The organism is Streptomyces sp. NPDC046727, assembly GCF_040645635.1.
In the GTDB taxonomy this organism is placed as follows: domain Bacteria; phylum Actinomycetota; class Actinomycetes; order Streptomycetales; family Streptomycetaceae; genus Streptomyces.
The window spans coordinates 1-23,577 of sequence record NZ_JBEYYR010000007.1 but is presented as its reverse complement, the minus strand read 5'-3'; the positions used below and the strand labels follow the sequence as shown (position 1 = coordinate 23,577).

The following is a 23,577-nucleotide window of genomic DNA, read 5'->3' as shown; positions in this document are numbered from 1 at the left end:
ATGTCAACTGTGGAAGGTAAGGTGGGAGCATGAGCCTCAGACACGCGCTGCTCGGCCTGCTCTCGGAACGACGCGCCAGCGGCTACGACCTGCTGAAGACGTTCGAGACCTCGCTGGTCAACGTCTGGCCGGCGACCCAGAGCCAGATCTACACCGAGCTGACCAAGCTGGCGGGCGCCGGGCTGATCACGGTGGCCGCCGAGGGCCCGCGCGGCCGCAAGGAGTACGAGATCACCGGCGAGGGCATGGCGGAACTGCGCCACTGGCTCACCGAGGTCGCACCCCAGCGCAACACCCGCAGCGACATCCTGCTGCGCGTCTTCTTCCTCGGCGTGCTGCGGCCCGAGCAGGCGCGCGGCTATCTGACCGAGCTGATCGAGATGTCCGCGGAGAGCCACGAGCGGCTGCGGCAGCTCCACGACTCCATCGACTGGGACGACGACAGCCTCTCGGTCTACGGCCGGATCGCCCTGGAGTACGGCCTGCGCTTCAACGCGATGCGACGGGAGTGGGCCGAGTGGGCGGCGGAACAGATCACGTAGCGGTGAGGAACACGGGGTTGGTGAACGCGGCCATCGCGCCGGGCACCGGCCCCAGGGCCGTCTCGTGCCGCAACTCCGCCCGCACGTAGGCCGCGTGGGCCATGCTCGTGCGCCACTCCACCGCACCGCTGCCCGAGACGGGCAGCGGTGCGCCGGTGAACACCACGCCCTGGTCGGTGACGAGCCGGACCGAGCAGCGCGGGGCGCCCGCGACCTCCAGCCGGACCGTCACCGGGGTCCCGGCCGGGGCCGTCAGCCGCTCGCCGATCCCCGCCTGTCCGCCCCCGTACTCCCCGCCCCGGTCGGCGGTCGCGGTGAGGGCGAGGGAGACGGCCTTCGACTCGGCCACGTACGACCGCCCGGCGCGCAGACCCTCCAGGACCGCCTGCCGGGTCAGGTCCTCGGCCAGCACGACCGTCTGGGGATGTCCGACCACGTCCGGGTCGCGATGGGCGTCGCTGTCGCCCATCGCCGGCAGCCACCCCCGGCCGGCCCGCACCGAGGTGACCAGCAGGGCGTCCCAGGCGGCCAGGGCCACCTCGTCGTCCGGTGTCCACATCCCGTTCCACACCTCCACGACGTTCGCCTCCGCGAACCCGAACCGCCAGCCGCAGCCCACGCAGTCGGCGTGCGGATGCGCCGGTACGACCAGACCGCCGGCCCGGCGGATCGCCCGCGCGAAGTGTGCCCAGCGGCCGTCCCGGGCCCGGTAGCGCCAGTCGACGAAGGTGCCCGGGTCGGTGCCGAGCGCCAGGACGTGCCCGTTCCTCGTGGTGACCTCCTCGCCGAGCAGCACCAGCAGGTCGTCGCCGGCCGCGTCGGCCCAGTGGGCGTGCGAGGCGTTCGTGTTGTGGTCGGAGCTGTTGATGAAGTCCAGGCCGGCCGCGCGGGCCAGGTCCGCGATCTCGGCCGGGGTGCGGCGGCCGTCGGAGTGCCAGGAGTGCAGATGGCAGTCGCCCCGGTACCAGTCCCGCCCCCGCCCCCGGGCCCGGTCGGGCGGATACACCGGCTCGGGCGTCTTTCCGGTCGTCCCTTCCGTCAGGGTGACGGTCACCTCGTACGACAGGCCCTGCGGCGCCACGGTGTAGGGCCCGAGCGCGATGTACCAGGTGCCGGGGTTCAGCGGACCGGGGAGATACCCGGGTGTCGCCTCGTCCGCGCGCACGAAGAACTCGCTCCGGGCACCTCCCGACCATCCCCGGAACCCCCGCCCGCCGGGTTCGGTGCCGCGCTCGTCGAAGAGCCCGATGTCGAGGGCGTTGCCCAGGGTGCCGGGTGGGACGGAGGGTTTGTCGTAGGTGTAGGAGACCTTCAACTCGCCGGTTCCCGGCGGGACTTCGATGGGAAGGTAGACGTAGTCCGGGGAGCCCGGTGCGAGAGTGCCGCGCAAGCTCGTCACAAGGGCCACGGTAGGCGCCGTGAAGGGGCTCGGGACATATCAAAACGCGACTCCGGCGCACGACCCTCTGGCGGGCTACCGACCAGTCGGTATGATGCCCCATGCGTATCTCCGTCACGATCTTCCTCACCGACGAGACCATCACCCCCACCCGCCTCGCCCGCGAGCTGGAACAACGCGGCTTCTCCGGCCTCTACCTCCCGGAACACACCCACATCCCCACCGAGCGCACCACCCCGTACCCCGCCGGCGGCGACCTGCCCCGCGAGTACGGCCGCACCCTCGACCCCTTCGTCGCCCTCGGCCAGGCCGCCGCCGTCACCGAGCGCCTCGGCCTCGGTACCGGTATCACCCTGGTCGCCCAGCACGACCCGATCGACCTCGCCAAGCAGATCGCCACGCTGGACCACCTGTCCGGCGGGCGCTTCACCCTCGGCCTCGGCTATGGCTGGAACGTGGAGGAGGCCGCCGACCACGGCGTGGCCTGGCGGACCCGGCGGGAGCTGGTGCGGGACCGGATGGCGCTGATGCGGGCGCTGTGGAGCGAGGAACCGACGGCGTACGAGGGGGAGTTCGGCAGCGTACGGGCCAGCCTCGCGCACCCCAAGCCCGTGCGGAAGCCGCGCGGCCCGGTCGTCGGCCCCCGCACGCTCCTCGGCGGGGCCGCCGGACCCAAGCTGTTCGCGCACATCGCCGAGTACACCGACGGCTGGCTGCCGATCGGCGGGCGCGGGCTCGGCGAGTCGCTGCCCGTGCTGCGCTCGGTGTGGGCGGACGCAGGCCGCGACCCGGCCGCCCTCCAGGTCGTCCCGTACGCCGTGCAGCCCACCCCCGGCAAGCTCGCCCACTACGCCGAACTGGGCATCGAGGAGGTGGTGGTGCAGCTGCCGCCGGCCGGGGAGGCGGAGGTGCTGCGCGCGCTCGACGCCTACGCCCCCCTTCTGCCGGGCGGCACGCCCCGGTCGTGATCAGCGCGAACGTATGCTCAAGAGATGACGACTTCCGCGACCTCCGGAACCGGCCCGACCGAGAACTCCATGCGTCGCGCCCTCAAACGCGCCCGGGACGGCGTCACTCTCGACGTCGCCGAGGCGGCGGTGCTCCTGCAGGCCCGCGGTGAGGATCTGACCGGCCTCGCCGCCTCCGCCGCCCGGGTGCGGGACGCGGGCCTGGAGGCGGCGGGCAGGCCCGGCGTCATCACGTACTCGAAGAGCGTCTTCATCCCCCTCACCCGGCTGTGCCGGGACAAATGCCACTACTGCACGTTCGTCACCGTGCCCGGCAAGCTGCGCCGCTCGGGGCACGGGATGTTCATGTCCCCGGACGAGGTGCTGGACATCGCCCGCAAGGGTGCCGCCCTCGGCTGCAAGGAAGCCCTGATCACCCTCGGCGACAAGCCGGAGGACCGCTGGCCCGAGGCGCGCGAGTGGCTCGACGCGCACGGCTACGACGACACGATCGCGTACGTCCGCGCCATCTCCATCCGCATCCTGGAGGAGACGGGTCTGCTGCCCCACCTCAACCCGGGCGTGATGACGTGGACGGACTTCCAGCGGCTCAAGCCCGTCGCCCCTTCCATGGGCATGATGCTGGAGACCACGGCCACCCGCCTGTGGTCCGAGCCCGGCGGTCCGCACCACGGCTCCCCGGACAAGGAACCGGCCGTCCGTCTGCGCGTCCTGGAGGACGCCGGCCGTTCCTCCGTCCCCTTCACCTCCGGCCTGCTGATCGGCATCGGCGAGACGTACGAGGAGCGCGCCGAGTCCCTGTTCGCGCTCCGCAAGATCTCCCGGGCCTACCACGGCATCCAGGAGCTGATCATCCAGAACTTCCGCGCCAAGCCGGACACGGCGATGCGCGGCATGCCGGACGCCGAACTGGACGAGCTGGTCGCGACGGTGGCTGTCGCCCGGCACATCATGGGGCCGAGCGCCTGCCTCCAGGCCCCGCCGAACCTCGTCGACGCCGAGTACGAGCGGCTGATCGGCGCCGGCATCGACGACTGGGGCGGGGTGTCGCCCCTCACCATCGACCACGTCAACCCGGAACGCCCCTGGCCGCAGATCGAGGAGCTCGCCGAGCGCTCCCGTGCCGCCGGCTTCGAGCTGCGCGAACGGCTCTGCGTGTACCCGGAGTTCGTGCGCCGCGGCGAGCCCTGGCTGGACCCGCGGCTGCGCCCGCACGTGTCCGCCCTCGCCGACCCCGAGACGGGCCTGGCCCGCCCGGACGCGACGGTCGAGGGCCGCCCCTGGCAGGAGCCGGAGGAGATGTTCACCGCCACCGGCCGCACCGACCTGCACGCGTCCATCGACACCGAGGGCCGTACGTCCGACCGGCGCGCCGACTTCGACGAGGTGTACGGCGACTGGGAGGCCCTGCGCGAGGCGGCGGCCCCCGGCATGGCCCCGGAGCGCATCGACGCGGACGTCCGGCAGGCCCTGCGCACGGCGGCCGACGACCCGACGAAGCTGACCGACGCCGAGGCCCTGGCCCTCCTGCACGCCGACGGCCCGGCGCTGGACGCGCTGTGCCGGGTGGCCGACGACGTCCGCAGGTCGGCGGTCGGCGACGACGTCACCTACATCGTCACCCGCAACATCAACTTCACCAACGTCTGTTACACCGGCTGCCGCTTCTGCGCCTTCGCGCAGCGGCGCACGGACGCCGACGCGTACACGCTCTCGCTGGAGCAGGTGGCGGACCGCGCCCAGCAGGCGTGGGACGTGGGCGCGGTCGAGGTGTGCATGCAGGGCGGCATCCACCCGGACCTGCCGGGCACCGCGTACTTCGACATCGCGAAGGCGGTCAAGGAGCGCGTCCCGGGCATGCATGTGCACGCCTTCTCCCCGATGGAGGTGGTGAACGGCGCGACCCGCACGGGCATGTCGATCCGGGAGTGGCTGACGGCCGCCAAGGAGGCGGGCCTGGACTCCATCCCGGGCACGGCGGCGGAGATCCTGGACGACGAGGTCCGCTGGGTGCTGACCAAGGGCAAGCTGCCCACGGCCACCTGGATCGAGGTGATCAGGACCGCGCACGAGCTGGGCATCCGCTCGTCCTCCACGATGATGTACGGGCATGTGGACCAGCCCCGGCACTGGCTCGGCCACCTGCGCACGCTGGCGGGGATCCAGCGGGAGACGGGCGGTTTCACCGAGTTCGTGACGCTGCCGTTCATCCACACGAACGCGCCGGTGTACCTGGCCGGCATCGCGCGTCCCGGCCCGACCCTGCGGGACAACCGGGCGGTGACGGCGATGGCCCGGCTGCTCCTCCACCCCTGGATCCCCAACATCCAGACAAGCTGGGTCAAACTGGGCGCCGAGGGGGCGGCGGAGATGCTCCGCTCCGGCGCGAACGACCTCGGCGGGACGCTGATGGAGGAGACGATCTCCCGCATGGCGGGCTCCTCCTACGGCTCGTACAAGTCGGTCCGCGACCTGGTCGCGGTGGCGGAGGCGGCCGGCCGGCCCGCGAGGCCGCGCACCACGCTCTACGGAGAGGTCCCCGAGGAGCGGCGGCGGGCCGCCGAGACGTCCGACGGGCACCTGCCGGATCTGCTGCCGGTCCTGGACTGAGTACGATGATCCGACCCCCGATCCTGGACGGGGCCCCGTAGCGGAGGAGATGCGTCCCGTGGCTGCCCTACTGCCCTCGTGGGCCTGGGTCACCGGTCTGACGGCGGGGGCGACCGCGGTCGTCGTCGCCCTCGCCGTACAGGCGGACCACGGGCCGCATCCCACGGCCGCCGTGTCGAGCCCCCGCCCGTCGGCGTCGGCGAGCCCGCACGCGTCCCTGGCCCCGAAGGCGCCGGACGCGGCCACCCTGCCGGACGCGTCCGGCGACGGCCGCCGGATCGTCTACTCGCTCGGCGAGAAGCGGGTGTGGCTGGTCGACGCGACCGGCAGGGCGACCCGCACGTTCACGGTGTGGCCGGGCACGGTGAGCCCGCAGCCCGGCCGCTACTCGATCACCCTGCGCACCCAGTCCCTCAAGGGCTCGGACGGCGTGGAGATCGAGCACGTCATGTACTTCACCAAGGTGTCCGGCGTGAACGTCGCCTTCTCCAACGCCCTGGACGGCGCCTCGCCGCCACCGGCGAACGGCCAGAAGCTGGGCGGCATCCGCCTCCACAAGGAGGACGGAGCCGCGCTGTGGTCGTTCGGCGATCAGGGCACCAAGGTGGCGGTCGTCAACTAGCGTCCCGCCGGCCGCCGCCCGGCAGGTGATTCACGATGAGGGCGACCCCGCTGAGCAGGAACACCCGGGTCGCCGCGTCCAGTCCGTTCCACGTCTTCGACTGCCACATCGAGAACCACTCGCCGCCGATCGCGATGAACCCGGCGCCGAAGAGCAGCAGCAGCATCAGCAGCCCGTAGGTGGAGATGCGCCGGGCCCGGTCGTGATCCCGCCGCACCCACAACCAGGTGCCCCAGATCAGCACGAGCGCGGCCACCGTCTCCCACGCGATGATCGCGACGTAGGCGGTGTCCTGAAGGCCCGTACTGGTGACGGCCCGCCACATCAGGTCGTCGTCCTTGAACGTCGTGTCCATCGCCAGCACATGGCGTACGAACTGCTGGTTGGTCCCGAAGTCGGTGATGTTCCCGAGGGCGACCAGGGCGATGTAGAGGGCGAGTATGCCGGTGAGCACACCGGCGGCCAGGCTGTGGCCGGTGTGACGTGTGGGGGTGGTGGTCATGCCTGCGATTCTTCCCGCTTGTGCGGAGAGGGCAACTACCCCGCCCCGCAGGCGACTACGTCCGCAACGTCACCCCGTACGGCTGACCCACTCGGCCGTCAATGCCCCGTCGAGGCAGGTTTGTCCCACTGAACGGGCCGTTCCCGGTCGATTACAGTGCTGGACGTCGTACAGGCGGACGGTGTCGTGGGGAGGTCTGGTGAGTGCGACGTCCGGCGCCGTCTGGGGCCGTAGTGAGCAGCAGGACTTCCGCAGCCGGGTGCGCGGCACACTGCTCGGGGTCGCGGTGGGCGACGCGCTGGGCGGGCCGGCCGACCCGCTGGCCCTGGAGGAGATCCGGGCCGCGTACGGCGGCGAGGGGCTGCTCGACCTGGCCTTCGGGCACGGCCGGCGCGGCACGGTCACCCATCACACCCAGCTGACCCTGTTCACCGTGGACGGGCTGATACGCGCCCAGGTGCGCCGCGACACCGGCGCCTGGCACCCGCCGACCGATCTGCACCGGGCGTATCTGCGCTGGGCGGCCACCCAGCGGGACTGGGGGCCCGACGAGCGCCGCAAGGACGACGGCTGGCTGGCCCGTGAGGAGTGGCTGTACGCCCGCCGGGACCCGAGCCGCGCCCTGCTCATCGGGCTCGGCGACGAGACCATGGGCACGCTGGAGTCCCCGAAGAACCCGGGGGAGCTGGGGCCGGAGGCGGTCGCCCGCTCGGCGCCCTTCGGGCTGCTGGTCGGCTGGGAGCCGCAGCTGGTCGTGCAGCTGGCCGTGGAGTGCGCCGCCCAGACCCACGGGCACCCCCTCGCCTACCTGTCGGCGGGCGCGTACGCCGTGATCGTGCACGGCCTCGCCCGCGGCGAGAGCCTGGACGGCGCCGTGCAGCGGGCCCTCGCCCTGCTCGCCGCCCGCCCCGGCCACCAGCCGGTCTCGGACGCCCTCCAGCACGCCCTCGGCGCCGTACGGCAGGGGATGCCCACCCCGGCCCGGGTGGAGGAGCTGGCCGGCGACGGCACGGCGGACGGGCTGCTGGCCGCGTCCGTGTACTGCGCGCTGGTGGGGGAGGACGTACGGCACGGACTGTGCCTGGCGGTGAACCAGAGCGGCCCCTCCGCCGCCGCGGGCGCCCTCACCGGCGGCCTCCTGGGCGCCCTGCACGGCGAGACGGCCCTCCCGCCGGCCTGGCTGGCCGAACTGGAGGGCCGCCCCACGGTCCTGGAACTGGCCGACGACTTCGCGATGGAAATGACCCAGGGCCCGGCACTGCACGGCCCGGCCGGTTCGTCACCGGGCTGGCTGGCCCGCTATCCGCGGGCCTGAGCCGAGACAGCAACCCCTACGGCGCTCCCACCACATCGTCCCCGGCACTCGCGGTCACCGGCACAGCGCGCGCAGCGCCCGCGTCTCCGTCCGTGTTCACCTTCTCGATGATCGCCAGCCGCTCCGGGGTGTCCTCGGGCTTGAGGCAGCCGATCAGGATGTACAGGACCAGGGAGACCGCGAGCGGGATCGAGACCTGGTACTGGAGCGGGACGCCACCGTCGACGTTCCCGTTGATGGGGTAGTTGACCAGCCAGAAGGCCAGCAGGCCCGCCGCCCAGCTGGTGAGCGCAGCGGTCGGGCCGGAACGGCGGAACGGGCGGAGCAGTCCGAGCATCATCGGGATCGCGATCGGGCCCATCAGTCCGGCCACCCACTTGATGACGACCGTGATGATGTCCTTGAACGCGGGGGAGTTGACCTGGGTCGCGACCGCCATGGACAGGCCGAGGAAGACGACCGTCGTGACCCGGGCCGCGATCAGGCCGGAACGCTCGCTCCAGGAGCGTGCCTTCGCCGACAGGACCGGCGCCACGTCCCGCGTGAACACCGCCGCGATGGCGTTCGCGTCGGAGGAGCACATGGCCATGGTGTGGGAGAAGAAGCCGACGATGACCAGGCCCAGCAGTCCGTGCGGCAGCAGCTGTTCGGTCATCAGGGCGTAGGAGTCGGAGCCGTCCGGCTTCTGCGCGTGGACCAGCAGCGGGGACATCCACATCGGGAAGAACAGGACGACCGGCCAGACCAGCCACAGGACCGCCGACAGCCGGGCCGAGCGCTCGGCCGCGTGGGCGCTGCCCGTCGCCATGTAGCGCTGGGCCTGGTTCAGCATGCCGCCGTTGTACTCGAAGAGCTTGATGAACAGGAACGCCAGCAGGAACACCGTGCCGTAGGGGCCGACCAGCGGCTTGCCGTGGCCGTGCAGCGCGGGCTCGTTCCAGGCGCCGAGGAAGCCGATGTCCTTGTCGTTCAGCTTCACCACGACCGCGACGAACATTGAGATGCCGGCCAGCAACTGGATGACGAACTGCCCGAGTTCGGTCAGCGCGTCCGCCCACAGGCCGCCGATCGTGCAGTAGACGGCGGTGATCGCGCCGGTGATGAGGATGCCCTGGTTCAGCGAGATCCCGGTGAACACCGACAACAGGGTGGCGATCGCCGCCCACTTGGCGCCCACGTCCACGATCTTCAGCAGCATGCCGGACCACGCGAGCGCCTGCTGGGTGGGCAGGTTGTAACGGTTCTTCAGGTACTCAAGGGGGGAGGCCACATGGAGCCTGGAGCGCAGCCGGTTGATGCGCGGCGCGAAGAGCTTCGAGCCGATGGCGATGCCGAGCGCGATGGGGAAGGACCAGGTGATGAAGGAGGTGACGCCGTAGGTGTAGGCGATGCCCGCGTACCCGGTGAACATCACGGCGCTGTAGCCCGACATGTGGTGCGAGATGCCGGAGAGCCACCAGGGCATCTTGCCGCCGGCCGTGAAGAAGTCGGAGACGTTGTCCACGCGCTTGTGCGACCAGACGCCGATCGCGACCATCACACCGAAGTAGCCGATGAGCACGGCCCAGTCGAGACTGTTCATGTGCCCGATCGTGAGTGCGCCCACATGAACGCGACAAGCAAGGGGAAGGTCAAGTCGCGGTAAAATTGTTCGTTGTGGTGACCCTTGTTCATGTCCATGAACAGCATCAGGTCACCTCATCAGCTCCCCGGCGTTCACGAGCAGCGACTGACCCGTGATCGCCCGCGCCCGGTCCGAGGCCAGGAACACCGCCGCGTCCGCCACGTCCCCGTCGGTGGCCAGCTCCGGCAGCGCCATCCGCTCGCTCAGCCGGGCCAGCACCTCGTCCTCCGGCACCCCTTCCGTCCGCGCGGTGAACTGGATGTACGCCTGCACCGGCGGCCCCCACATCCACCCCGGCAGCACGGTGTTGACCCGGATCCGGTACGGCCCCAGCTCCCGCGCCAGCGAGTACATCGCGCTGGTCAGCGCCCCCTTCGACGCGGCGTAAGCGGCCTGCTTCACCTGGGAGGGCGCGGCCACGGCCGACTGGGTCCCGATGAGCACCACCGACCCGCCCCCGCGCGCCTTCAGCGCCGGCAGGCACGCCCGGGTCATCCGCAGCGTCCCCAGCAGGTTCACGTCCAGGACCCCCTGCCAGGTCGTGAAGTCGGCGTCCTCCAGCCCGCCGAAGTACGAGTCCCAGGCGGCCACCTGCACCACCGCGTCGATCGCGCCGAACCGCTCCCGCGCCAGCGCCGCCAGCGCCTCGCACTGCCCCTCGTCGGTGATGTCGGTCGCCCGGTAGGCCGTGTGCGCGCCGCCGGGATCGATGCCGGCGGCGCTCTTGGCGAGGTTCGCCTCGGTGCGCGCCCCGAGCACCGCGTTCCCGCCGTCCCGTACGACGGCCGCCGCGACCTGATGGCCGAGCCCCGCTCCGACGCCCGAGACGACGACGGTCTTGCCCGCGAGCAGTGACATGGGCTTCCTCCCGGCTCTGGCGCATTGTCTGACGGAGCGTCAGAGTATGGCGGTCGGCAGGAGGACGGAAGGGGACGGAAGGGGAACCGCATGAGCGAGGACACCCGCACCGAGCAGTACGCCGAGCTGGCCGCCGTGGGACCGTACGGCGTCCGCCCCGGCCACGCCCTGATCACCATGGTCGAGCCGCACCCCGGCCACGAGTACGCGTACAACCGCTGGTACGAGGACGACCACTACTACGCCGGCGCGATGGCCATGCCCTGGATGTACGCGGGCCGCCGCTGGGTCGCGACGAGGGAGCTGCAGCTCCTGCGCTACCCGGAGAAGTCGGCGATCGCCCAGCCGGTCACCGCCGGCTGCTACCTCTCCACCTACTGGATCACCGCCGGCCGCTACGACGACCACATGAAGTGGACGGTCGCCATCAACAAGCGCCTCAACCGGGACGCCCGCGTGTACCAGGACCGGACCCACGTCTTCACGGCCTTCCAGGACCACGAGGCGACCGTGTACCGGGACGGCGCGGCGGGTCCCCGGGACTTCCACGCCCTCGACCACCCGTACGCGGGCCTGGTCCTGGAGGTGATCGACGCCGAGTCGGCGGAGCACCGGGCGCCGTTGCTGGAGTGGCTGCGGGCCCGCCACCTGCCCGGGCGGGCGGCGGGCTCCCCGGCCGCGATGGTGACGGTCTTCCGGCCCACGCCCCTGCCCGGCGACCGCATGACCTACGTCAAGCAGGTCGAGGGCGTGGACACCCGGCTCACACTGCTCTGGTTCCTGGAACGGGACCCGCGGGAGTGCTGGGAGGAGCACTTCCGCGGGCTGGACGAGCAGGTGGCCGAGTCCGGCCTCGGCAGGGTGGAACTGGTGGCACCGTTCCTTCCCACGGTGCCGGGCACGGACACGTACGTCACCGAGCTGCGCGGCTGACGGTGCGGGGCCGGCGGGCGGGTGCCCGGCGGTCTCACCTCAGCGCGTCCGGGCACGGGGTGCCGCGGGGCAGCTGGTACGGCGAGGCCAGGTGGTACGTCCCGGCCCGCGGAGCGAGCAGCACGGTCCACTTGTCCCCGTTCGCGTCCTCCTCCGTCTGCATCAGACATCCGTTGACGTTCCGGTACGTCTTCGGCGTACCGGACGACGCCTGGGGTGGCTTCACGCTCTTGCCGTGCTCGTCGACCACGCTCAGCCACGGCGAGTACGGGATGCGGATCAGTACCCGCCCGGCCTTGCGCACCCGCAGCGTCATCTCGCCCTGGTCGGCGCTGTCCACCACCGTGTTCGGCTCGGCGAGCGGCGCCGGATCGGTCACCTTGAACAGCTGCCAGTTGGTGTCGCCCCAGATCTGCTTCAGATACGGCATACCGCGCCGCAGCAGCTCGCGCTCGCCGCCGTCCCCGTCCACGTTGTCCTTGGGCAGCACCACGAAGTGCACCGCCCACCGCTGGAGCCACTCGTGGTACGTCGCCGAGTTGAGCGTGTCGTCGTAGAAGAGCGGGTTGCGCTCCATGTCGGCCTGCCGGTTCCAGCCGCGGGCCAGGTTGACGTACGGCGCGAGCGCGGAGGCCTCGCGGTGGGAGCGGGCCGGGACGACCTCGACGCGGCCCTTCTCGGCACCGTCCTTCTGCAGCTCGTGGACGAGCGGGGCCAGCTCCCGCGCCCAGGACGCGGCCGGGGTGGTGTGGATGATGTCGTCCACCGACTTGAAGCCGATCCAGCCGACGAAGCCGAGGAAGGCCAGCACGGTCAGGTACCACTTGCGGGACTTCGGCACGGTGTACGGCAGGGCCGCGATCAGGGTGGCGCCCGCGAACAGCATGGGCAGCCGCGAGATGTTGGACCCGATCTGCGAACTGATCAGCCACACCAGGACGACACCGACGCTGTAGACGGCGGCCGTCAGCCGGACGGTCACCCACTTCTTCGGCACCAGGAACAGGCACAGCAGGCCGTACAGCAGCGGCATGATCACCGAGCCGATCCCCATCGGCTGGGTGCCCGAGAACGGGAACAGCCAGGCGGAGACGGCGACCACCGCCGACGGCGCGAGCCCCAGCGCCCAGGCGCCCGGCCGCCGCTTCTGCAGGAACAGCGCGGCCGCGATCAGGCCGACGAACAGCCCCGCGACCGGCGAGGCCATCGTGGCGAGCGCGGCCAGCGGGGCGGTGACCAGGGCCTTCGCCCAGCGTTTGAACCGCCACCGGTGCGGCCAGCAGAACACCGCCGCGACCGCGCCGAGCGCGAACATCGTGCCGAGCCCGAAGGTCACCCGGCCGGAGATCGCGTTGCACAGGAACGCGAAGACACCGGCGAGCGAGGCCCACAGCGGGTTCTTCACCGCGCGGCTGCGGATCAGCACCATCGTCAGCAGGCCCGCCGACAGGGTCCCGGCGATCATCATCGTCGTACGGACACCGAGGACCGACATCAGATACGGCGACACCACGCTGTACGACACCGGGTGCATGCCCCCGTACCAGGCGAGGTTGTACGCCGAGTCCGGGTGCCGGCCGACGAACTCCGCCCACGCGTCCTGGGCCGCGAGATCGCCGCCGCTGTTCGCGAACGTGAAGAACCAGATGATGTGCAGCACTCCGGAGAGCGCCGTGATCGACAGCGCGGGGTGTCGCAGCAGCCGCTGCCGGAGCGGTTCGAGGGCGGTGAGCAGCCGGGCGGCCCGTCCGTCGGAGCTGTCCGCCGCGGGATCGCGACTCTCCGTGTCGGTCGTCGTCCGCGTCCGGCCCGCCGTGGTGCCGGTCGTCGCGCCGGCCCGCGGCTCAGTCGCGGTGTCCGTCGTGGACAGGCGTATTCGCGGGCTGGATCCCAGGCCCGGATCGGCGTCGTCGGCGCGTGTCGGCTCCGCTGTGGCCACCTGAAGGCACTCCCCGTATCCCGTCTTCTGTTCTCGGCCGCGTCCCTCGGTGTCCCCGGCCGTTTCCCGTCCAGTTTCGCGGCCCTGTCCCGGGACCGGCGACCTGCCCCGTTTCGTGACGCTAGCACGCACCCCGCCGTGGGGCTCCCGGGTGGGTGCTCCGACGACGGGGTGCGCGGTGGGCTCGGGGCGGGCGGTCGGCCCGGACGGGTCAGCCCAGGTGGGTCAGCTTGGCGCCGAGACCCGGCTCGGCCAGATCCTTCTGCAGGGCCACCGGAACCTTCACCGCACCGGACGAACCGTCGCCCACGGTGAGCGTGCCGACCTTGGTGCCGGCCTTCGCGGTGTGCGGCACGGTCCCGGAGGAGAAGGACAGGTCCACCTTCAGCCCGGGCCAGCCGGCCGCGGTGACGTCCTCGGTGACCACGATCGGGGTGTGTCCGCCGAGCCCGTCGTCCACGTACCCGACGACGTCGCCCTTCTTCAGGATCTTCGACGAGGTCAGCGCGGACTGCGCAGCGAGCAGCGCGGTCTGGCTGACCGTGTTGACCGTCTTGAGGATCTCCTTCTTGTGCTGGCCGAGGATCGCGCCGACGAGGGTCACCGTCTTCCCGTCGACCTTCTTGCGGGAGGCGAAGAGCAGGTTGCCGCCGGCCTTGGTGGTGCTGCCGGTCTTGATGCCGATCGCGCCGATCCTGTACGGCAGCTCGTTGTAGTTGGGCCAGAACTTGCCGGAGGGGTCGGTCCAGCTGGCCGCGCTGCTGATGGCGACGAGGGCCGGGACCTTCACGAACGCGCGGCCGAGCTTCACCTGGTCCTCGGCGGTGGAGACGGTGGTCTCCTTCAGACCCGAGGGGTCGGTGTACGTCGTGCGGGTCATCCCCAGTTCCCTGGCGGTGGCGTTCATCTTCTTCACGAACGCCGCCTCCGAGCCCGCGTCCCAGCGCGCGAGGAGCCGGGCGATGTTGTTGGCGGAGGGGATCAGGACGGCCGACAGGGCCTGCTTCTCGGTGAGGTACTGACCGGCCTGGACGGTGTCGAGCGTCGACTCACCGGCCTTGTTGTAGCCGCCCTCCTTCTCCGCCGTCGTGTCGATCTTGATCTTCGGGCCTTCCTCGCCCGGCTTCAGCGGGTGGTCCCGCAGGATGATGTACGCGGTCATGGTCTTGGCGACGGAGCCGATGGCCACGGGGGTCTGCTTGCCGAAGCTGCCCATCGTGCCGATGCCGTCGCCGTCGATCCAGCCCTGACCCTCGCCGGGCCACGGCAGGTTCGTCCTGCCGTCGAACGTGTAGGTGCCCTCCGCGGTGAGCGCGAGCGCGGGGGCCGGCAGGGGTCGCACCGCCTGTACGACCGCCAGGATGATCGCCAGGAGCAGGACCAGGGGGGTCCAGATCTTGACCCGGCGCACGATCGTGCGGACCGGGGTCTCCGGGGGCGGCGGCGTGTTCGTCAGCTCCGCCAGCAGGTCCAGCGGGGGCTTGGGCGGGAGCGGCTGCTGCGTCGTGCGCTCGGGGCCGACCTGGGGGACGGGGGTGGTGGCGTCCGGTGCGGGGGCCTTGCCGGCCGGGCGCATGTCGTCCTTCAGCGCGACGAACTTGCTGGTGCGCTCGGACTCGGACTCGGGGGGCTTGGGCTTGCCGCCGAGCTTGAGCATGGTCGTGGGCTGGTCCACGGCGGGCTTCTTCGGCTGTACGGCCTTGAAGACGGCGGTCGGCTGATCGACCCGCGCCTCGGCTTCGCCGTCGGCCCCCGTCTTCCCACCCGCTCCGCCCGCAGGTGGCCCCTGCGGCCCTTCCCCGCCATCGGCGTCCGCGGACCCGTCCTCGTCCTCCGCCTCGGCTGCGCCATCGCCCGCGTCGCCCTCGGAACCGGCGCCGGCCTTGGCGCCCGCGCCCGCCTTGCCCTGGGCATCTGCGTCGCCCTTGGCGTCGGCGTCGGCCTTGCCCTCGGCGTCCGCGTCGGCTTCGTCCTGGGTGCCTGCGTCGGCCTTGTCGTCCGTCTTGCTCTCGGCGTCCGTCTTGTCCTTCGCATGCGCATTGGCCTTGGACTCGACGTCGGCCTCGGAACCGGCGCCGGCCTTGGCGCTCGCGCCGGTCTTGGCGTCGGCGCCGGCCTTGCCCTCGGTGTCCGCGTCGGCCTTGTCGCCCGTCTTGCTCTCGGCGTCCGTCTCGTCCTTCGCGTCCGCGTCGGCCGTGCCCTCGGTGTCGGCGCCGGCCTTGGCGTCCGCCTCGTCCTCGGTGCCCGCGTCAGCGGTGGCACCCGCCTTGCTCTTGGCGCCAGTCCGCTCCTTCGCGGGCGCGTCGGACTTGGCCCCGTCCTTGGCGTCCGCGTCGGCATCGGACTTCGTGTCTATGTCCGCCTCGGACTTGGCTCCCGTGCCCGCGCCGGTGTCGGCCTCGGTGCTCGCGCCGGACGAAGTCTCGGCCCCCGCCTCCGCCTCCGCGTCAGACGTCTGCTCAGCCTCGTTGCCGGCACCCGCAGTTGCCGCCTCGGTCTTCCCGGAGGGCTTTGCAGTTGTGTTGGTTCGGGGCTCGCGTACCCACGCCGACACCGCCGCGCGCAGGGCGGTGTCCTCGGCGGAGTCCGCGGAGTTGTCGGTGTCGGCCGGCTCCTCCGGCTCGGCCGGGGTCTCGGGTCGTACCGTCAGGACCTTCGTCGCCGTGTCCGTGCCGCCGCCCGAGGAATCCTTTTCGCGGGACACCGCGAGGCGCGGATCGCGCGCCTCGGGAACCGAACCCGCGCTCCCCGACGTCGGTTCCGCCGACGACTCGCGCTGCTTCGACCTGTCGGGGGACTCGCCCGCCACCGATGCCTCCTCCATGCGTCGCACGCCCACGTGTGCGCCCTGTCCGAACCATGTACCAGTGTCCTGTGTGAGGGCTTGGCCCCTGTGGTAGACGAGAACGACATACCTGCCGGTTCCCTCACGAACCGGTCACGCACCCTCGACAGACCAATGTGAGAGGGGTCACCCTGTCATTCATCCACGCGGGGAGGCATGGATGGGCAGGAGCCGCAGAACACTTCCGGAGGAGCTTCTGCTGCTGGCACTGGACCCGGCCACGGGTACCACTGCACAGCCGCAGTCGCTCGACCTCGGTCTGGCCGGTGCACAGCTAGTGGAGCTGGCGCTGGCCGGACGGATAGCCCCAGACGGGGATCGTATCGCCGTGGTGGTGCCACGGCCGACAGGAGATCCGACTCTGGACTGCGCATTGGAGTTGCTGCGAAGGCGTGGCGCTCCCGTGCGTGCCGTCCACTGGATCGGTGGGCCCCGGCTGGGGCTCAGGCAGACCTACCTCTCGCATCTGGAGCGGTGCGGCATGGTCGCCGCCGTGGCCGGTCAGATGTGCGGGGTGCTGCCGACGACGCGCTACCAGGCGACGGACACCGCCATCAGCCGGGAGATCCGCACCCGGTTGGACTCCGCGATCCGCACCGGCGTGCCGCCGGACCCGCGGACCGCGGCGCTCGCCGCCCTGGCGCACGCCGTCGGGCTCGGCAAGCACCTGTATCCGGGGAACGAGGGACGGTCGTCCCGGTCCCGGCTGCGGGATCTGATCCGGCACGATCCCATGGGCGGGCTCGTCGCCCACGCCGTCATGGACGTGCAGAACGGTGCGGCGGCCCAGCCGCGCCGGGGCCCGGCCTCGGCCGGCCGGCAGGCCGCGCCCGGCGCCAGGCCCGCGACGGAACCCGTACGCGGGGTTCCGATGCAGCCGCACCGCGGGTCCATGGCACGCGCCGTGGCCCACTGAGCCGTACCCCGGTCCCCACAGACCCGGTTCGGGAGCCGCTGGTCCGAGCGGGGCGGCGAGACCCTGTGGTCTCGCCGCCCCGCTCGACTGCGTGCGGGAGGACAGGAGTTCGAGCGGGCGTCGCATATCCTCCGTTTCCCAGCGGTAGAAAGCACCTTGGTGGCAGTCTGCTCAACAGCAGATACGCAAAGTGTTAAGTGACAGGCAGGCAGCCGGAGGTGCACGTCCCGTGGCGTCCAATGTCAATCCCACCGTCAGGCGGCGCCGGCTGGGCCAGGAGCTGCGCAGGCTCCGCGAGCTCAAGGGCATGACGGCCGAAGAGGTGGCAGAACGGCTGCTCGTGTCGCAGTCGAAGATCAGCCGGCTGGAGAACGGCCGGAGAAGCATCAGTCAGCGCGATGTGCGCGACCTGTGCGGAGTGTACGAGGTCGAGGACCAGCGGATCGTCGATTCGCTGATGGAGATGGCGCGGGACTCGCGGCAGCAGGGGTGGTGGCACACCTTCGGCGACATCCCGTACAGCGTGTACATCGGTCTGGAGACGGACGCCGAGTCGCTGCGGGTGTACGAACCCCAGCTGGTGACCGGCCTGTTGCAGACCCGCGCGTACGCCGAGGCCCTGGTGCAGGGCGCGTTGCCGGAGACGTCGACGGCCGAGATCGAGAAGCGCGTCCAGGTGCGGATGCGCCGACAGGAACGTATCACCGCCGAAATCAACCCGCTCCGGCTCTGGGTGGTGCTGGACGAGGCGTCCCTGCGCCGGGTCGTGGGGAGCCCGCTGGTGATGCGGGAGCAGCTGGAGCACCTGATCGAGATGTCCCAGCTGCCGCACGTCACCGTGCAGGTGCTGCCCTTCGAGGTGGGCGCGCACCCGGGGCTCAACGGCCAGTACGCGATCCTGGAGTTCGCCGACGCCGCCGACTCCAGCGTGGTGTACCTGGAGGGCGTCACCAGCGACCTGTACCTGGAGAAGGCGCAGGACGTGCAGAAGTACGCCGTGATGTACGAGCATCTGCGGGCACAGTCCCTCAATGTGGAGGCATCCCGGCAATACATCTCAGATGTGGCAAAAAAGTACGCCGACTGAGGCGAGGTCACAGAGGGCGCGGGATCGTACACCGTCGGTCGGCTTCAGTGGAAGGCACACCTGGAATATGCCATCCGGTTGAGTGAACGACTACTCCGTCGGCCGCAGTTGCCCGGTAGCGTCGATCACGCCAATCAGACGACATGGTTGGCGTGAACCGCACTACTGCAACTCGCAACAGGAGTGGACATGGCACTGATTCAGGGCGCTTCGGAGACGTGGATGAAGTCCTCCTATTCCGCGGGCAACGGCGCCTGCGTCGAGGTCAAGTCGCCCACCGCCGCCGAACTCGCCGTCCGCGACTCCAAGATCTCCGAGGGTCCGATCCTGGCCTTCCCCGCCGACGCGTGGAACGCCTTCGTGGCCTCGGTCAAGGCGTAAGGGGTTCTCCCTGACCCTGGCCGTACCAACTGCACAGGAACCAGGCACCACCAGATGAGCCCTCTCGACCAGTCGCCGTCCTAGCCGAGAGGGCTCTCCCCTTTTCCGGATGCCCCGCTCAGCCGAGCTGGGCCTCGATCGCGGTGACGACCTCGGCCGACTCAGGCTCGGTCTGCGGCGAGAACCGCGCGACGACCTGCCCGTCCCGGCCGATCAGGAACTTCTCGAAGTTCCAGCGGATGTCCCCGGTGTGCCCCTCGGCGTCGGCGAAGCCGACCAGCCGCTCGTACAGCGGGTGCCGGCCCTCCCCGTTCACCTCCACCTTCTCGGTCAGCGGGAAGGTCACGCCGTACGTCGCCGAGCAGAACTCCGCGATCTCCTCGGCGGTGCCGGGCTCCTGCCCGAGGAACTGGTTGCAGGGCACGCCGAGGACGGTGAAGCCCTGCTCGGCGTACCGCTCCTGGAGCTTCTCCAGGCCCGTGTACTGCGGGGTCAGCCCGCACTTGGAGGCCACGTTCACGAGGAGCACGGCCTTGCCGGCGTACTGCGGCAGGTTCGCGGAGCCGCCGGTGAGGGCCCCGATCTCGACATTCAGCACGTTGTGGTCAGCAGTCGTCATGCCCGGATGCTAGCCCGGCCGGGTCGCGCCGTTGCCGCCCGGCCTCGACCAGCGCGTCACCGGCGCCCGTCCGCACGTACAGCACCGACCGCCCGGACCTCCGCCGCTCCACCAGCCCCGCCTCCCGCAGCACCTTCAGATGCCGCCCCACCGAGCCGAGGCCCTGCCCGGTCACGGCGGTCAGCTGGCTGGTGCTCATGGGGGAGCCGAGCAGCACGAGCACCCCGGCCCGGGCCGCCCCGATCAGCGCGCCCAGCCCCGCGGGCACCGCACGGCCCCCGGCCCCGGCCAGGACGCCGGAGCAGGGAAAGACCACGGCGTACCGTTCCCGTTCCTCCCAGGACACCCACCCCGAGCGCTGCGCGGTCACCGGCACGAACACCAGCTCGGCGCCGGAGATCTCGCGGGGCGGATACTCGTGCAGGTTGACCTGGAACCGGCTGTCCCCGAGCCACCGTGTCCCGCCCGGCCGCAGCCCGTCCAGCACACTCGCCCAGCCGCCCTCGCTCACCCGCGCCGTCCGCGCGACCACATCGGCCTCCAGCACCCGCCGGCGCCGCTCCCAGGACGGCCGTACGGTCTCCTCCCACACCCACTCCAGCAGCCCGGCCGCCCGCTCGGGCAGGTCGTCCCGGTCCAGCTCGTCCGGGAGCGGCCCGCCCAGGGAGGTCCGCAGATGGGCGCGGGCGGCACCGGGAGCGGCCGCGCGCACGCGGGCGACCTCCTCGGCGAGGCTCTCCCCGCCACGGGGCGTGGGGGTGAGGAAGTCGGCGATCCACTCCCGCCCCAGCCCCGCCCGGACCAGCAGGGCGGTCACGGGGTCGGCCGCGAGCCGGGCCCGGTAGGCGGGCCGATGGGCACCCAGCCACGCGTGCTCACCCGGATGCGCCCCCTGCCCCGCGTGCAGCAGCTTCAGACAGGCGAAGGTCTCGGCGAGCGGCGAGATGACGAACCGGCTGCGGGCGAGAGTGTCCGCGTTGAGCTGCCACCACCCCATGAGCCCCGCCCCGGTCGACCTTTCGCGTGCCGGCGAAACAATAACGAGCCCCCTGCGGTCCGGCCGAGACTCCGGACCATGCCCAGCTACCGATCCCTGTTCCGCACCCCGGAGTTCACCCCGCTCTTCCTCGGCTCGGCCGCCCAGACCGCCGCGCAGACCGTCGGCGGCCTCGCCCTCGCCACGCTCGTGTACCGGGCGACCGGCTCCCCGCTGCTGTCCGCGGTGAGCATGTTCGGTCCGTCGCTGGCCCAGGTGCTGGGCGCGACCTTCCTGCTCTCCGGCGCCGACCGCCTGCCCCCGCGCACGACCCTGGCCGCGATCTCGCTGACGTTCGCGGCCGGTACGGCGGCCCAGGCGCTGCCCGGCCTCCCGACCGGCGCGCTCTTCACCGTCGTACTCCTGCTGGGGCTGGTCGCCTCGCTCGGCGGCGGGGTCCGCTGGGGCCTGCTGAACGAGATCCTCGCCAAGGACGGCTATCTGCCCGGGCGTTCGCTGTTCAACATGATGAGCGGGCTCACGCAGATCGCCGGCTTCGCCACCGGCGGCGCCCTGCTGGCCACCCTCTCCCCGCGGGCCTGTCTGCTCCTGTCCGCGGGCTTGTACCTGACGGCCGCGCTCGTCCTGCGCCTCGGCCTGACCGCCCGGCCGCCCCGCGCGCTGGGCCGCCCCTCGCCGTCGGCGACCTGGCGCACCAACGCCCTGCTGTGGTCGTCCCGTCCGCGCCGCCTCACCTATCTGGGCCTCTGGCTGCCGAACGGGATGGTCGTCGGCTGCGAGTCGCTCTACGTGTCGTACGCCCCGCACGCGGCCGGCACCCTGTTCGCGTGCGGGGCGCTCGGCATGCTCGCCGGGGACGTGACGGTGGGCCGCCTGCTCCCGCCCGCCGTCCGCGCCCGCCTGGCGACCCCGCTGCTGTTGCTCCTGGCGCTGCCGTTCGTGCTGTTCTGCGTGTACCCGCCGCTGCCCGTGGCGGCGGTGTGCGTGACGGTGGCCTCCGTGGGCTTCGGCGCGAGCCTGGTCCAGCAGGAGCGGCTCATGGCCCTGACCCCCGACGAACTGGCCGGCCAGGCCCTGGGCCTGCACTCGGCGGGCATGCTCACCCTGCAGGGGGCGAGCGCGGCACTGGCCGGCGCGGTGGCCCAGTTCACCTCGCCCGCCGCGGCGATGACCGCGATGGCGGCGGGCTCGGCGTGCGTGACGCTGGCGCTGGCTACGGCCGCTCGACGTTCTCCGGAGCGGGAGCGGGAGCGGGAGCGGGAGCCGGAGCCGGGTCGGGAGACGGGGACGGGGACGGGGACGGGGCCTGAGGGTGCTGCTCGGAACCCGGCCGAGGCACGCTGAGATCGGCGTCGATCTTCTGCACGGCCCGGTCGAAGTACCGCAGCAGCTCCACCGGGAACGGCATCACCAGCGTGCTGTTCTTCTCGGCGGCCACCTCGACGACCGTCTGCAGCAGCCGCAGCTGCATCGCCTCGGGCGTGTCCGACATGATCCGGGAGGCGTTGGCGAGCTGCTGCGCGGCCTGGAACTCACCGTCCGCGGTGATGACCCGGGCCCGCCGCTCCCGCTCGGCCTCGGCCTGCCGCGACATGGACCGCTTGAGCGACTCCGGGAGCTGTACGTCCTTGATCTCGACCCGGTCGATGTGGATGCCCCACCCCGCTGCCGGACTGTCGATCATCAGCGCCAGCCCCTCGTGCAGCCGCTCCCGGTCGCTCAGCAGGTCGTCGAGATCGCTCTTGCCGATGATGGACCGCAGGGAGGACTGGGCGACCTGCCCGACGGCGAAGACGTAGTCCTGCACCTCGATGGCCGCGCGCACCGGATCGGTCACCCGGAAGTAGACGACGGCGTCGACCTTCACCGACACGTTGTCCCGGGTGATGCCCTCCTGCGTGGGCACCGGCATGGTCACGACCTGCACGTTCACCTTGCGCATCCGGTCGGCGAACGGGATCAGGAAGGTGATGCCCGGCTGCCGGTGGCTGGGCAGCGCCTTCCCCCACCGGAACACGACCCCGCGCTCCACCTGATTGACGACCCGCATTCCGCTCTTCAGCACGACCAGCAGGAGAACGACGACGACCACCACTGCCACGACGGTGCCTTCCACGGCACTCCCCTCTCCGACGCGATCCGGACACTGGGGAGGACACCGCGGGGAGGCCGGCCGGATCCGGCCCGCGCATCAGGGAAACGTAAAGAAACACCGGCGGCCGCGGGCCGGCGGGGGAGGCGTCGCTTCAGCCGTCCGCCCGGACGAAGAGGGGCTTGAGGTGCCCGGGACCGCGTGTGGCAAGGTGTGGCCACAGCTCACACCGGCCCTGCTGCGGCATCCGGTCCTTACGCACCTCGCAGGAGTTACGCACGTGAACGGAAAGCGCCGCCGATTGCTGCTGGCGGCCATCGACCCCATGCTCGAGCCCGGGGAGCAGGTCGAGGTGGCGACCATCGTGAACCTGAGTTCGGTCTCGGTGCGCCGGACCGCCGTGTTCGCGGCCGCCTCGGCGATCATGAGCGGTGGCGCGATGGCCGTCATCCCGGCACCGGCGCCCATGTATCTGGCCATGACCGACCGTCGCATCTTCGTCTTCCGGGCGAACCCGACGTTCGCCCGGCCGGAAGAGCACCTGATGACGATTCCACGCGCCGGCCTCGTCCGCACGGAGATCAAGGAGCGCCTGCTCAACTCGTCCTTCGTCGTCTCCTCGCCGGACAGCGAACAGGGCCTGAAGATCATCTTCCCGCTGGTCGGCCGCAAGGACCGCAACGCGATAGCGGCGGCCCTGCCTCTGGCAGCCTGACCGCTCCGGGACACGGGCGACGTCCGATTGGCCACCCGTTTGGTCACCCGTTTGGCAGATACCAAGTGGCACACATGGCCTGGTCACGCCAGCCTCATCATGTGCCTACTCAGGGAGGTCTGCCATGTCCACGCTCACCTGGGAACAAGGCGGAGTGATAAACGCCAGCCACTCCGGCGGAGGTTACACGGCGTATCCCACCCAGACGGTGAACGTCCAAATCAACAAGCTCCCCATCCCCTCTCCGCCTGATGGCTGGACGGTCACCGTCCATGTGGGGCTCGCTCGCCACGAGGCTGAGCACGCAGAGGTAGGGATCATGTCCGCAACCAAGGTGGGCCTTGGGCCGGATGTGACGTTCGACCCGTGGGAAACAGCGGCCTACGGCCAGATCCTGGGGTTCAAGGTAGGTGCTTACGCCAGGAACGGGGTCATGCGGGGCTGGTGGTTCTGGCAACTGTGGGAGTGGTGACACGGACTAGGCCGTTTCCTTCGGATCACCTCGCTGACCAGATGAAGATGGCGGCGAGGTGGAGTCCGGCCAGGTAGATGGTGGCGGTCTTGTCGTAGCGGGTGGCCAGGCCGCGCCACTGCTTGAGCTTGTTGATGCACC

Annotated in this window: 20 protein-coding genes and 2 pseudogenes; 12 read left to right on the top strand and 10 right to left on the bottom strand. The window is 71.2% G+C overall.

The features are described 5' to 3' along the window. Positions 1–29: 29 nt before the first annotated feature. Positions 30–542, top strand: a complete 513-nt coding sequence (locus ABZ937_RS10550) for a PadR family transcriptional regulator (protein WP_361688660.1) — start codon at positions 30–32, stop codon at positions 540–542. Here the strand turns inward: ABZ937_RS10550 and ABZ937_RS10545 are convergent. Next, the gene (locus ABZ937_RS10545) at positions 535–1,941 is read right to left on the bottom strand and encodes a CehA/McbA family metallohydrolase (protein ID WP_361688656.1); all 1,407 of its coding nucleotides are present in this window, start codon (positions 1,939–1,941) and stop codon (positions 535–537) included. The two genes, ABZ937_RS10550 and ABZ937_RS10545, sit on opposite strands and share 8 nt — an antisense overlap. Before the next feature lie 101 nt (positions 1,942–2,042). Here ABZ937_RS10545 and ABZ937_RS10540 point away from each other — a divergent pair, with 101 nt between their 5' ends. Genes ABZ937_RS10540 through ABZ937_RS10530 form a run of 3 tightly spaced genes read left to right on the top strand, consistent with a single transcriptional unit; the run spans position 2,043 to position 6,141 of the window. After that, positions 2,043–2,909 carry an LLM class F420-dependent oxidoreductase gene (locus tag ABZ937_RS10540; protein ID WP_361688653.1) on the top strand — a complete coding sequence of 289 codons (867 nt, stop codon included), beginning with the start codon at positions 2,043–2,045 and terminating at the stop codon, positions 2,907–2,909. Between the two features lie 24 nt (positions 2,910–2,933). After that, positions 2,934–5,519, top strand: a complete 2,586-nt coding sequence (locus tag ABZ937_RS10535) for a bifunctional FO biosynthesis protein CofGH (RefSeq protein WP_361688651.1) — start codon at positions 2,934–2,936, stop codon at positions 5,517–5,519. 49 nt (positions 5,520–5,568) lie between these two features. Next, positions 5,569–6,141, top strand: coding sequence for a hypothetical protein (locus tag ABZ937_RS10530; protein ID WP_361688648.1), 573 nt, complete (start codon positions 5,569–5,571; stop codon positions 6,139–6,141). Here the strand turns inward: ABZ937_RS10530 and ABZ937_RS10525 are convergent. Next, positions 6,134–6,643, bottom strand: coding sequence for a DUF2165 domain-containing protein (locus ABZ937_RS10525; protein ID WP_361688645.1), 510 nt, complete (start codon positions 6,641–6,643; stop codon positions 6,134–6,136). The two genes, ABZ937_RS10530 and ABZ937_RS10525, sit on opposite strands and share 8 nt — an antisense overlap. Positions 6,644–6,842: 199 nt before the next feature. Here ABZ937_RS10525 and ABZ937_RS10520 point away from each other — a divergent pair, with 199 nt between their 5' ends. Next, positions 6,843–7,958 (top strand): ADP-ribosylglycohydrolase family protein, encoded by a 1,116-nt coding sequence (locus ABZ937_RS10520; RefSeq protein WP_361688642.1) that lies wholly within the window; start codon positions 6,843–6,845, stop codon positions 7,956–7,958. A gap of 16 nt (positions 7,959–7,974) precedes the next feature. Here ABZ937_RS10520 and ABZ937_RS10515 read toward each other — a convergent pair whose 3' ends face one another. Both ABZ937_RS10515 and ABZ937_RS10510 read right to left on the bottom strand, forming a co-directional pair. After that, entirely contained in the window at positions 7,975–9,540 is a 1,566-nt protein-coding gene (locus tag ABZ937_RS10515; RefSeq protein WP_361688639.1) for a sodium:solute symporter family protein, read from the bottom strand. A 111-nt stretch (positions 9,541–9,651) separates the two neighbouring features. Continuing rightward, positions 9,652–10,440: an SDR family oxidoreductase gene (locus ABZ937_RS10510; protein ID WP_361688636.1), complete on the bottom strand. Its 789-nt coding sequence runs from the start codon at positions 10,438–10,440 to the stop codon at positions 9,652–9,654. Positions 10,441–10,530: 90 nt separating this feature from the next. Here ABZ937_RS10510 and ABZ937_RS10505 point away from each other — a divergent pair, with 90 nt between their 5' ends. Then, on the top strand, positions 10,531–11,373 hold the full coding sequence (locus tag ABZ937_RS10505; protein ID WP_361688633.1) for a hypothetical protein: 843 nt from the start codon (positions 10,531–10,533) through the stop codon (positions 11,371–11,373). 34 nt (positions 11,374–11,407) lie between these two features. On the opposite strand, the gene ABZ937_RS10500 is transcribed toward ABZ937_RS10505, so the two are convergent. Both ABZ937_RS10500 and ABZ937_RS10495 read right to left on the bottom strand, forming a co-directional pair. After that, positions 11,408–13,312 (bottom strand): MFS transporter, encoded by a 1,905-nt coding sequence (locus ABZ937_RS10500; protein WP_361688630.1) that lies wholly within the window; start codon positions 13,310–13,312, stop codon positions 11,408–11,410. 211 nt (positions 13,313–13,523) lie between these two features. Beyond that, positions 13,524–16,136 carry a D-alanyl-D-alanine carboxypeptidase gene (locus ABZ937_RS10495; RefSeq protein WP_361689433.1) on the bottom strand — a complete coding sequence of 871 codons (2,613 nt, stop codon included), beginning with the start codon at positions 16,134–16,136 and terminating at the stop codon, positions 13,524–13,526. A 181-nt stretch (positions 16,137–16,317) separates the two neighbouring features. Between ABZ937_RS10495 and ABZ937_RS10490 the strand changes: the two genes are divergently transcribed. From ABZ937_RS10490 to ABZ937_RS10480, 3 genes are all read left to right on the top strand, one after another. Further along, positions 16,318–17,073: a GPP34 family phosphoprotein gene (locus ABZ937_RS10490; RefSeq protein ID WP_361688627.1), complete on the top strand. Its 756-nt coding sequence runs from the start codon at positions 16,318–16,320 to the stop codon at positions 17,071–17,073. A gap of 229 nt (positions 17,074–17,302) precedes the next feature. Further along, the gene (locus ABZ937_RS10485) at positions 17,303–18,160 is read left to right on the top strand and encodes a helix-turn-helix transcriptional regulator (protein ID WP_361688624.1); all 858 of its coding nucleotides are present in this window, start codon (positions 17,303–17,305) and stop codon (positions 18,158–18,160) included. A gap of 189 nt (positions 18,161–18,349) precedes the next feature. Continuing rightward, entirely contained in the window at positions 18,350–18,541 is a 192-nt protein-coding gene (locus tag ABZ937_RS10480; RefSeq protein ID WP_201821208.1) for a DUF397 domain-containing protein, read from the top strand. A 118-nt stretch (positions 18,542–18,659) separates the two neighbouring features. Here ABZ937_RS10480 and ABZ937_RS10475 read toward each other — a convergent pair whose 3' ends face one another. Both ABZ937_RS10475 and ABZ937_RS10470 read right to left on the bottom strand, forming a co-directional pair. Then, positions 18,660–19,160 (bottom strand): glutathione peroxidase, encoded by a 501-nt coding sequence (locus tag ABZ937_RS10475; RefSeq protein ID WP_361688621.1) that lies wholly within the window; start codon positions 19,158–19,160, stop codon positions 18,660–18,662. Further along, on the bottom strand, positions 19,147–20,157 hold the full coding sequence (locus ABZ937_RS10470; protein ID WP_361688618.1) for a DUF5937 family protein: 1,011 nt from the start codon (positions 20,155–20,157) through the stop codon (positions 19,147–19,149). Before ABZ937_RS10470 ends, ABZ937_RS10475 begins: the two co-directional genes overlap by 14 nt. Before the next feature lie 78 nt (positions 20,158–20,235). Between ABZ937_RS10470 and ABZ937_RS10465 the strand changes: the two genes are divergently transcribed. Further along, the gene (locus tag ABZ937_RS10465; protein WP_361688615.1) at positions 20,236–21,501 is read left to right on the top strand and encodes an MFS transporter; all 1,266 of its coding nucleotides are present in this window, start codon (positions 20,236–20,238) and stop codon (positions 21,499–21,501) included. A 22-nt stretch (positions 21,502–21,523) separates the two neighbouring features. On the opposite strand, the pseudogene ABZ937_RS10460 reads toward ABZ937_RS10465, so the two are convergent. Beyond that, positions 21,524–22,273, bottom strand: a pseudogene (locus tag ABZ937_RS10460) (slipin family protein); the annotation flags it as partial. Between the two features lie 256 nt (positions 22,274–22,529). Between ABZ937_RS10460 and ABZ937_RS10455 the strand changes: the two are divergent. Both ABZ937_RS10455 and ABZ937_RS10450 read left to right on the top strand, forming a co-directional pair. Further along, positions 22,530–22,964, top strand: a complete 435-nt coding sequence (locus ABZ937_RS10455; protein ID WP_361688612.1) for a hypothetical protein — start codon at positions 22,530–22,532, stop codon at positions 22,962–22,964. Between the two features lie 124 nt (positions 22,965–23,088). Next, positions 23,089–23,436: a hypothetical protein gene (locus tag ABZ937_RS10450; protein WP_361688609.1), complete on the top strand. Its 348-nt coding sequence runs from the start codon at positions 23,089–23,091 to the stop codon at positions 23,434–23,436. A gap of 25 nt (positions 23,437–23,461) precedes the next feature. On the opposite strand, the pseudogene ABZ937_RS10445 reads toward ABZ937_RS10450, so the two are convergent. Further along, positions 23,462–23,577, bottom strand: a pseudogene (locus tag ABZ937_RS10445) (IS5/IS1182 family transposase); the annotation flags it as partial.

Coding starts and splice junctions, on each gene's coding strand:
- ABZ937_RS10550 (WP_361688660.1), top strand. CDS start 30: ATGAGCCTCAGACACGCGCTGCTCGGCCTGCTCTCGGAACGACGCGCC.
- ABZ937_RS10540 (WP_361688653.1), top strand. CDS start 2,043: ATGCGTATCTCCGTCACGATCTTCCTCACCGACGAGACCATCACCCCC.
- ABZ937_RS10535 (WP_361688651.1), top strand. CDS start 2,934: ATGACGACTTCCGCGACCTCCGGAACCGGCCCGACCGAGAACTCCATG.
- ABZ937_RS10530 (WP_361688648.1), top strand. CDS start 5,569: ATGCGTCCCGTGGCTGCCCTACTGCCCTCGTGGGCCTGGGTCACCGGT.
- ABZ937_RS10525 (WP_361688645.1), bottom strand. CDS start 6,643: ATGACCACCACCCCCACACGTCACACCGGCCACAGCCTGGCCGCCGGT.
- ABZ937_RS10515 (WP_361688639.1), bottom strand. CDS start 9,540: ATGAACAGTCTCGACTGGGCCGTGCTCATCGGCTACTTCGGTGTGATG.
- ABZ937_RS10510 (WP_361688636.1), bottom strand. CDS start 10,440: ATGTCACTGCTCGCGGGCAAGACCGTCGTCGTCTCGGGCGTCGGAGCG.
- ABZ937_RS10505 (WP_361688633.1), top strand. CDS start 10,531: ATGAGCGAGGACACCCGCACCGAGCAGTACGCCGAGCTGGCCGCCGTG.
- ABZ937_RS10495 (WP_361689433.1), bottom strand. CDS start 16,136: ATGGAGGAGGCATCGGTGGCGGGCGAGTCCCCCGACAGGTCGAAGCAG.
- ABZ937_RS10490 (WP_361688627.1), top strand. CDS start 16,318: ATGGGCAGGAGCCGCAGAACACTTCCGGAGGAGCTTCTGCTGCTGGCA.
- ABZ937_RS10480 (WP_201821208.1), top strand. CDS start 18,350: ATGGCACTGATTCAGGGCGCTTCGGAGACGTGGATGAAGTCCTCCTAT.
- ABZ937_RS10475 (WP_361688621.1), bottom strand. CDS start 19,160: ATGACGACTGCTGACCACAACGTGCTGAATGTCGAGATCGGGGCCCTC.
- ABZ937_RS10470 (WP_361688618.1), bottom strand. CDS start 20,157: ATGGGGTGGTGGCAGCTCAACGCGGACACTCTCGCCCGCAGCCGGTTC.
- ABZ937_RS10465 (WP_361688615.1), top strand. CDS start 20,236: ATGCCCAGCTACCGATCCCTGTTCCGCACCCCGGAGTTCACCCCGCTC.
- ABZ937_RS10450 (WP_361688609.1), top strand. CDS start 23,089: ATGTCCACGCTCACCTGGGAACAAGGCGGAGTGATAAACGCCAGCCAC.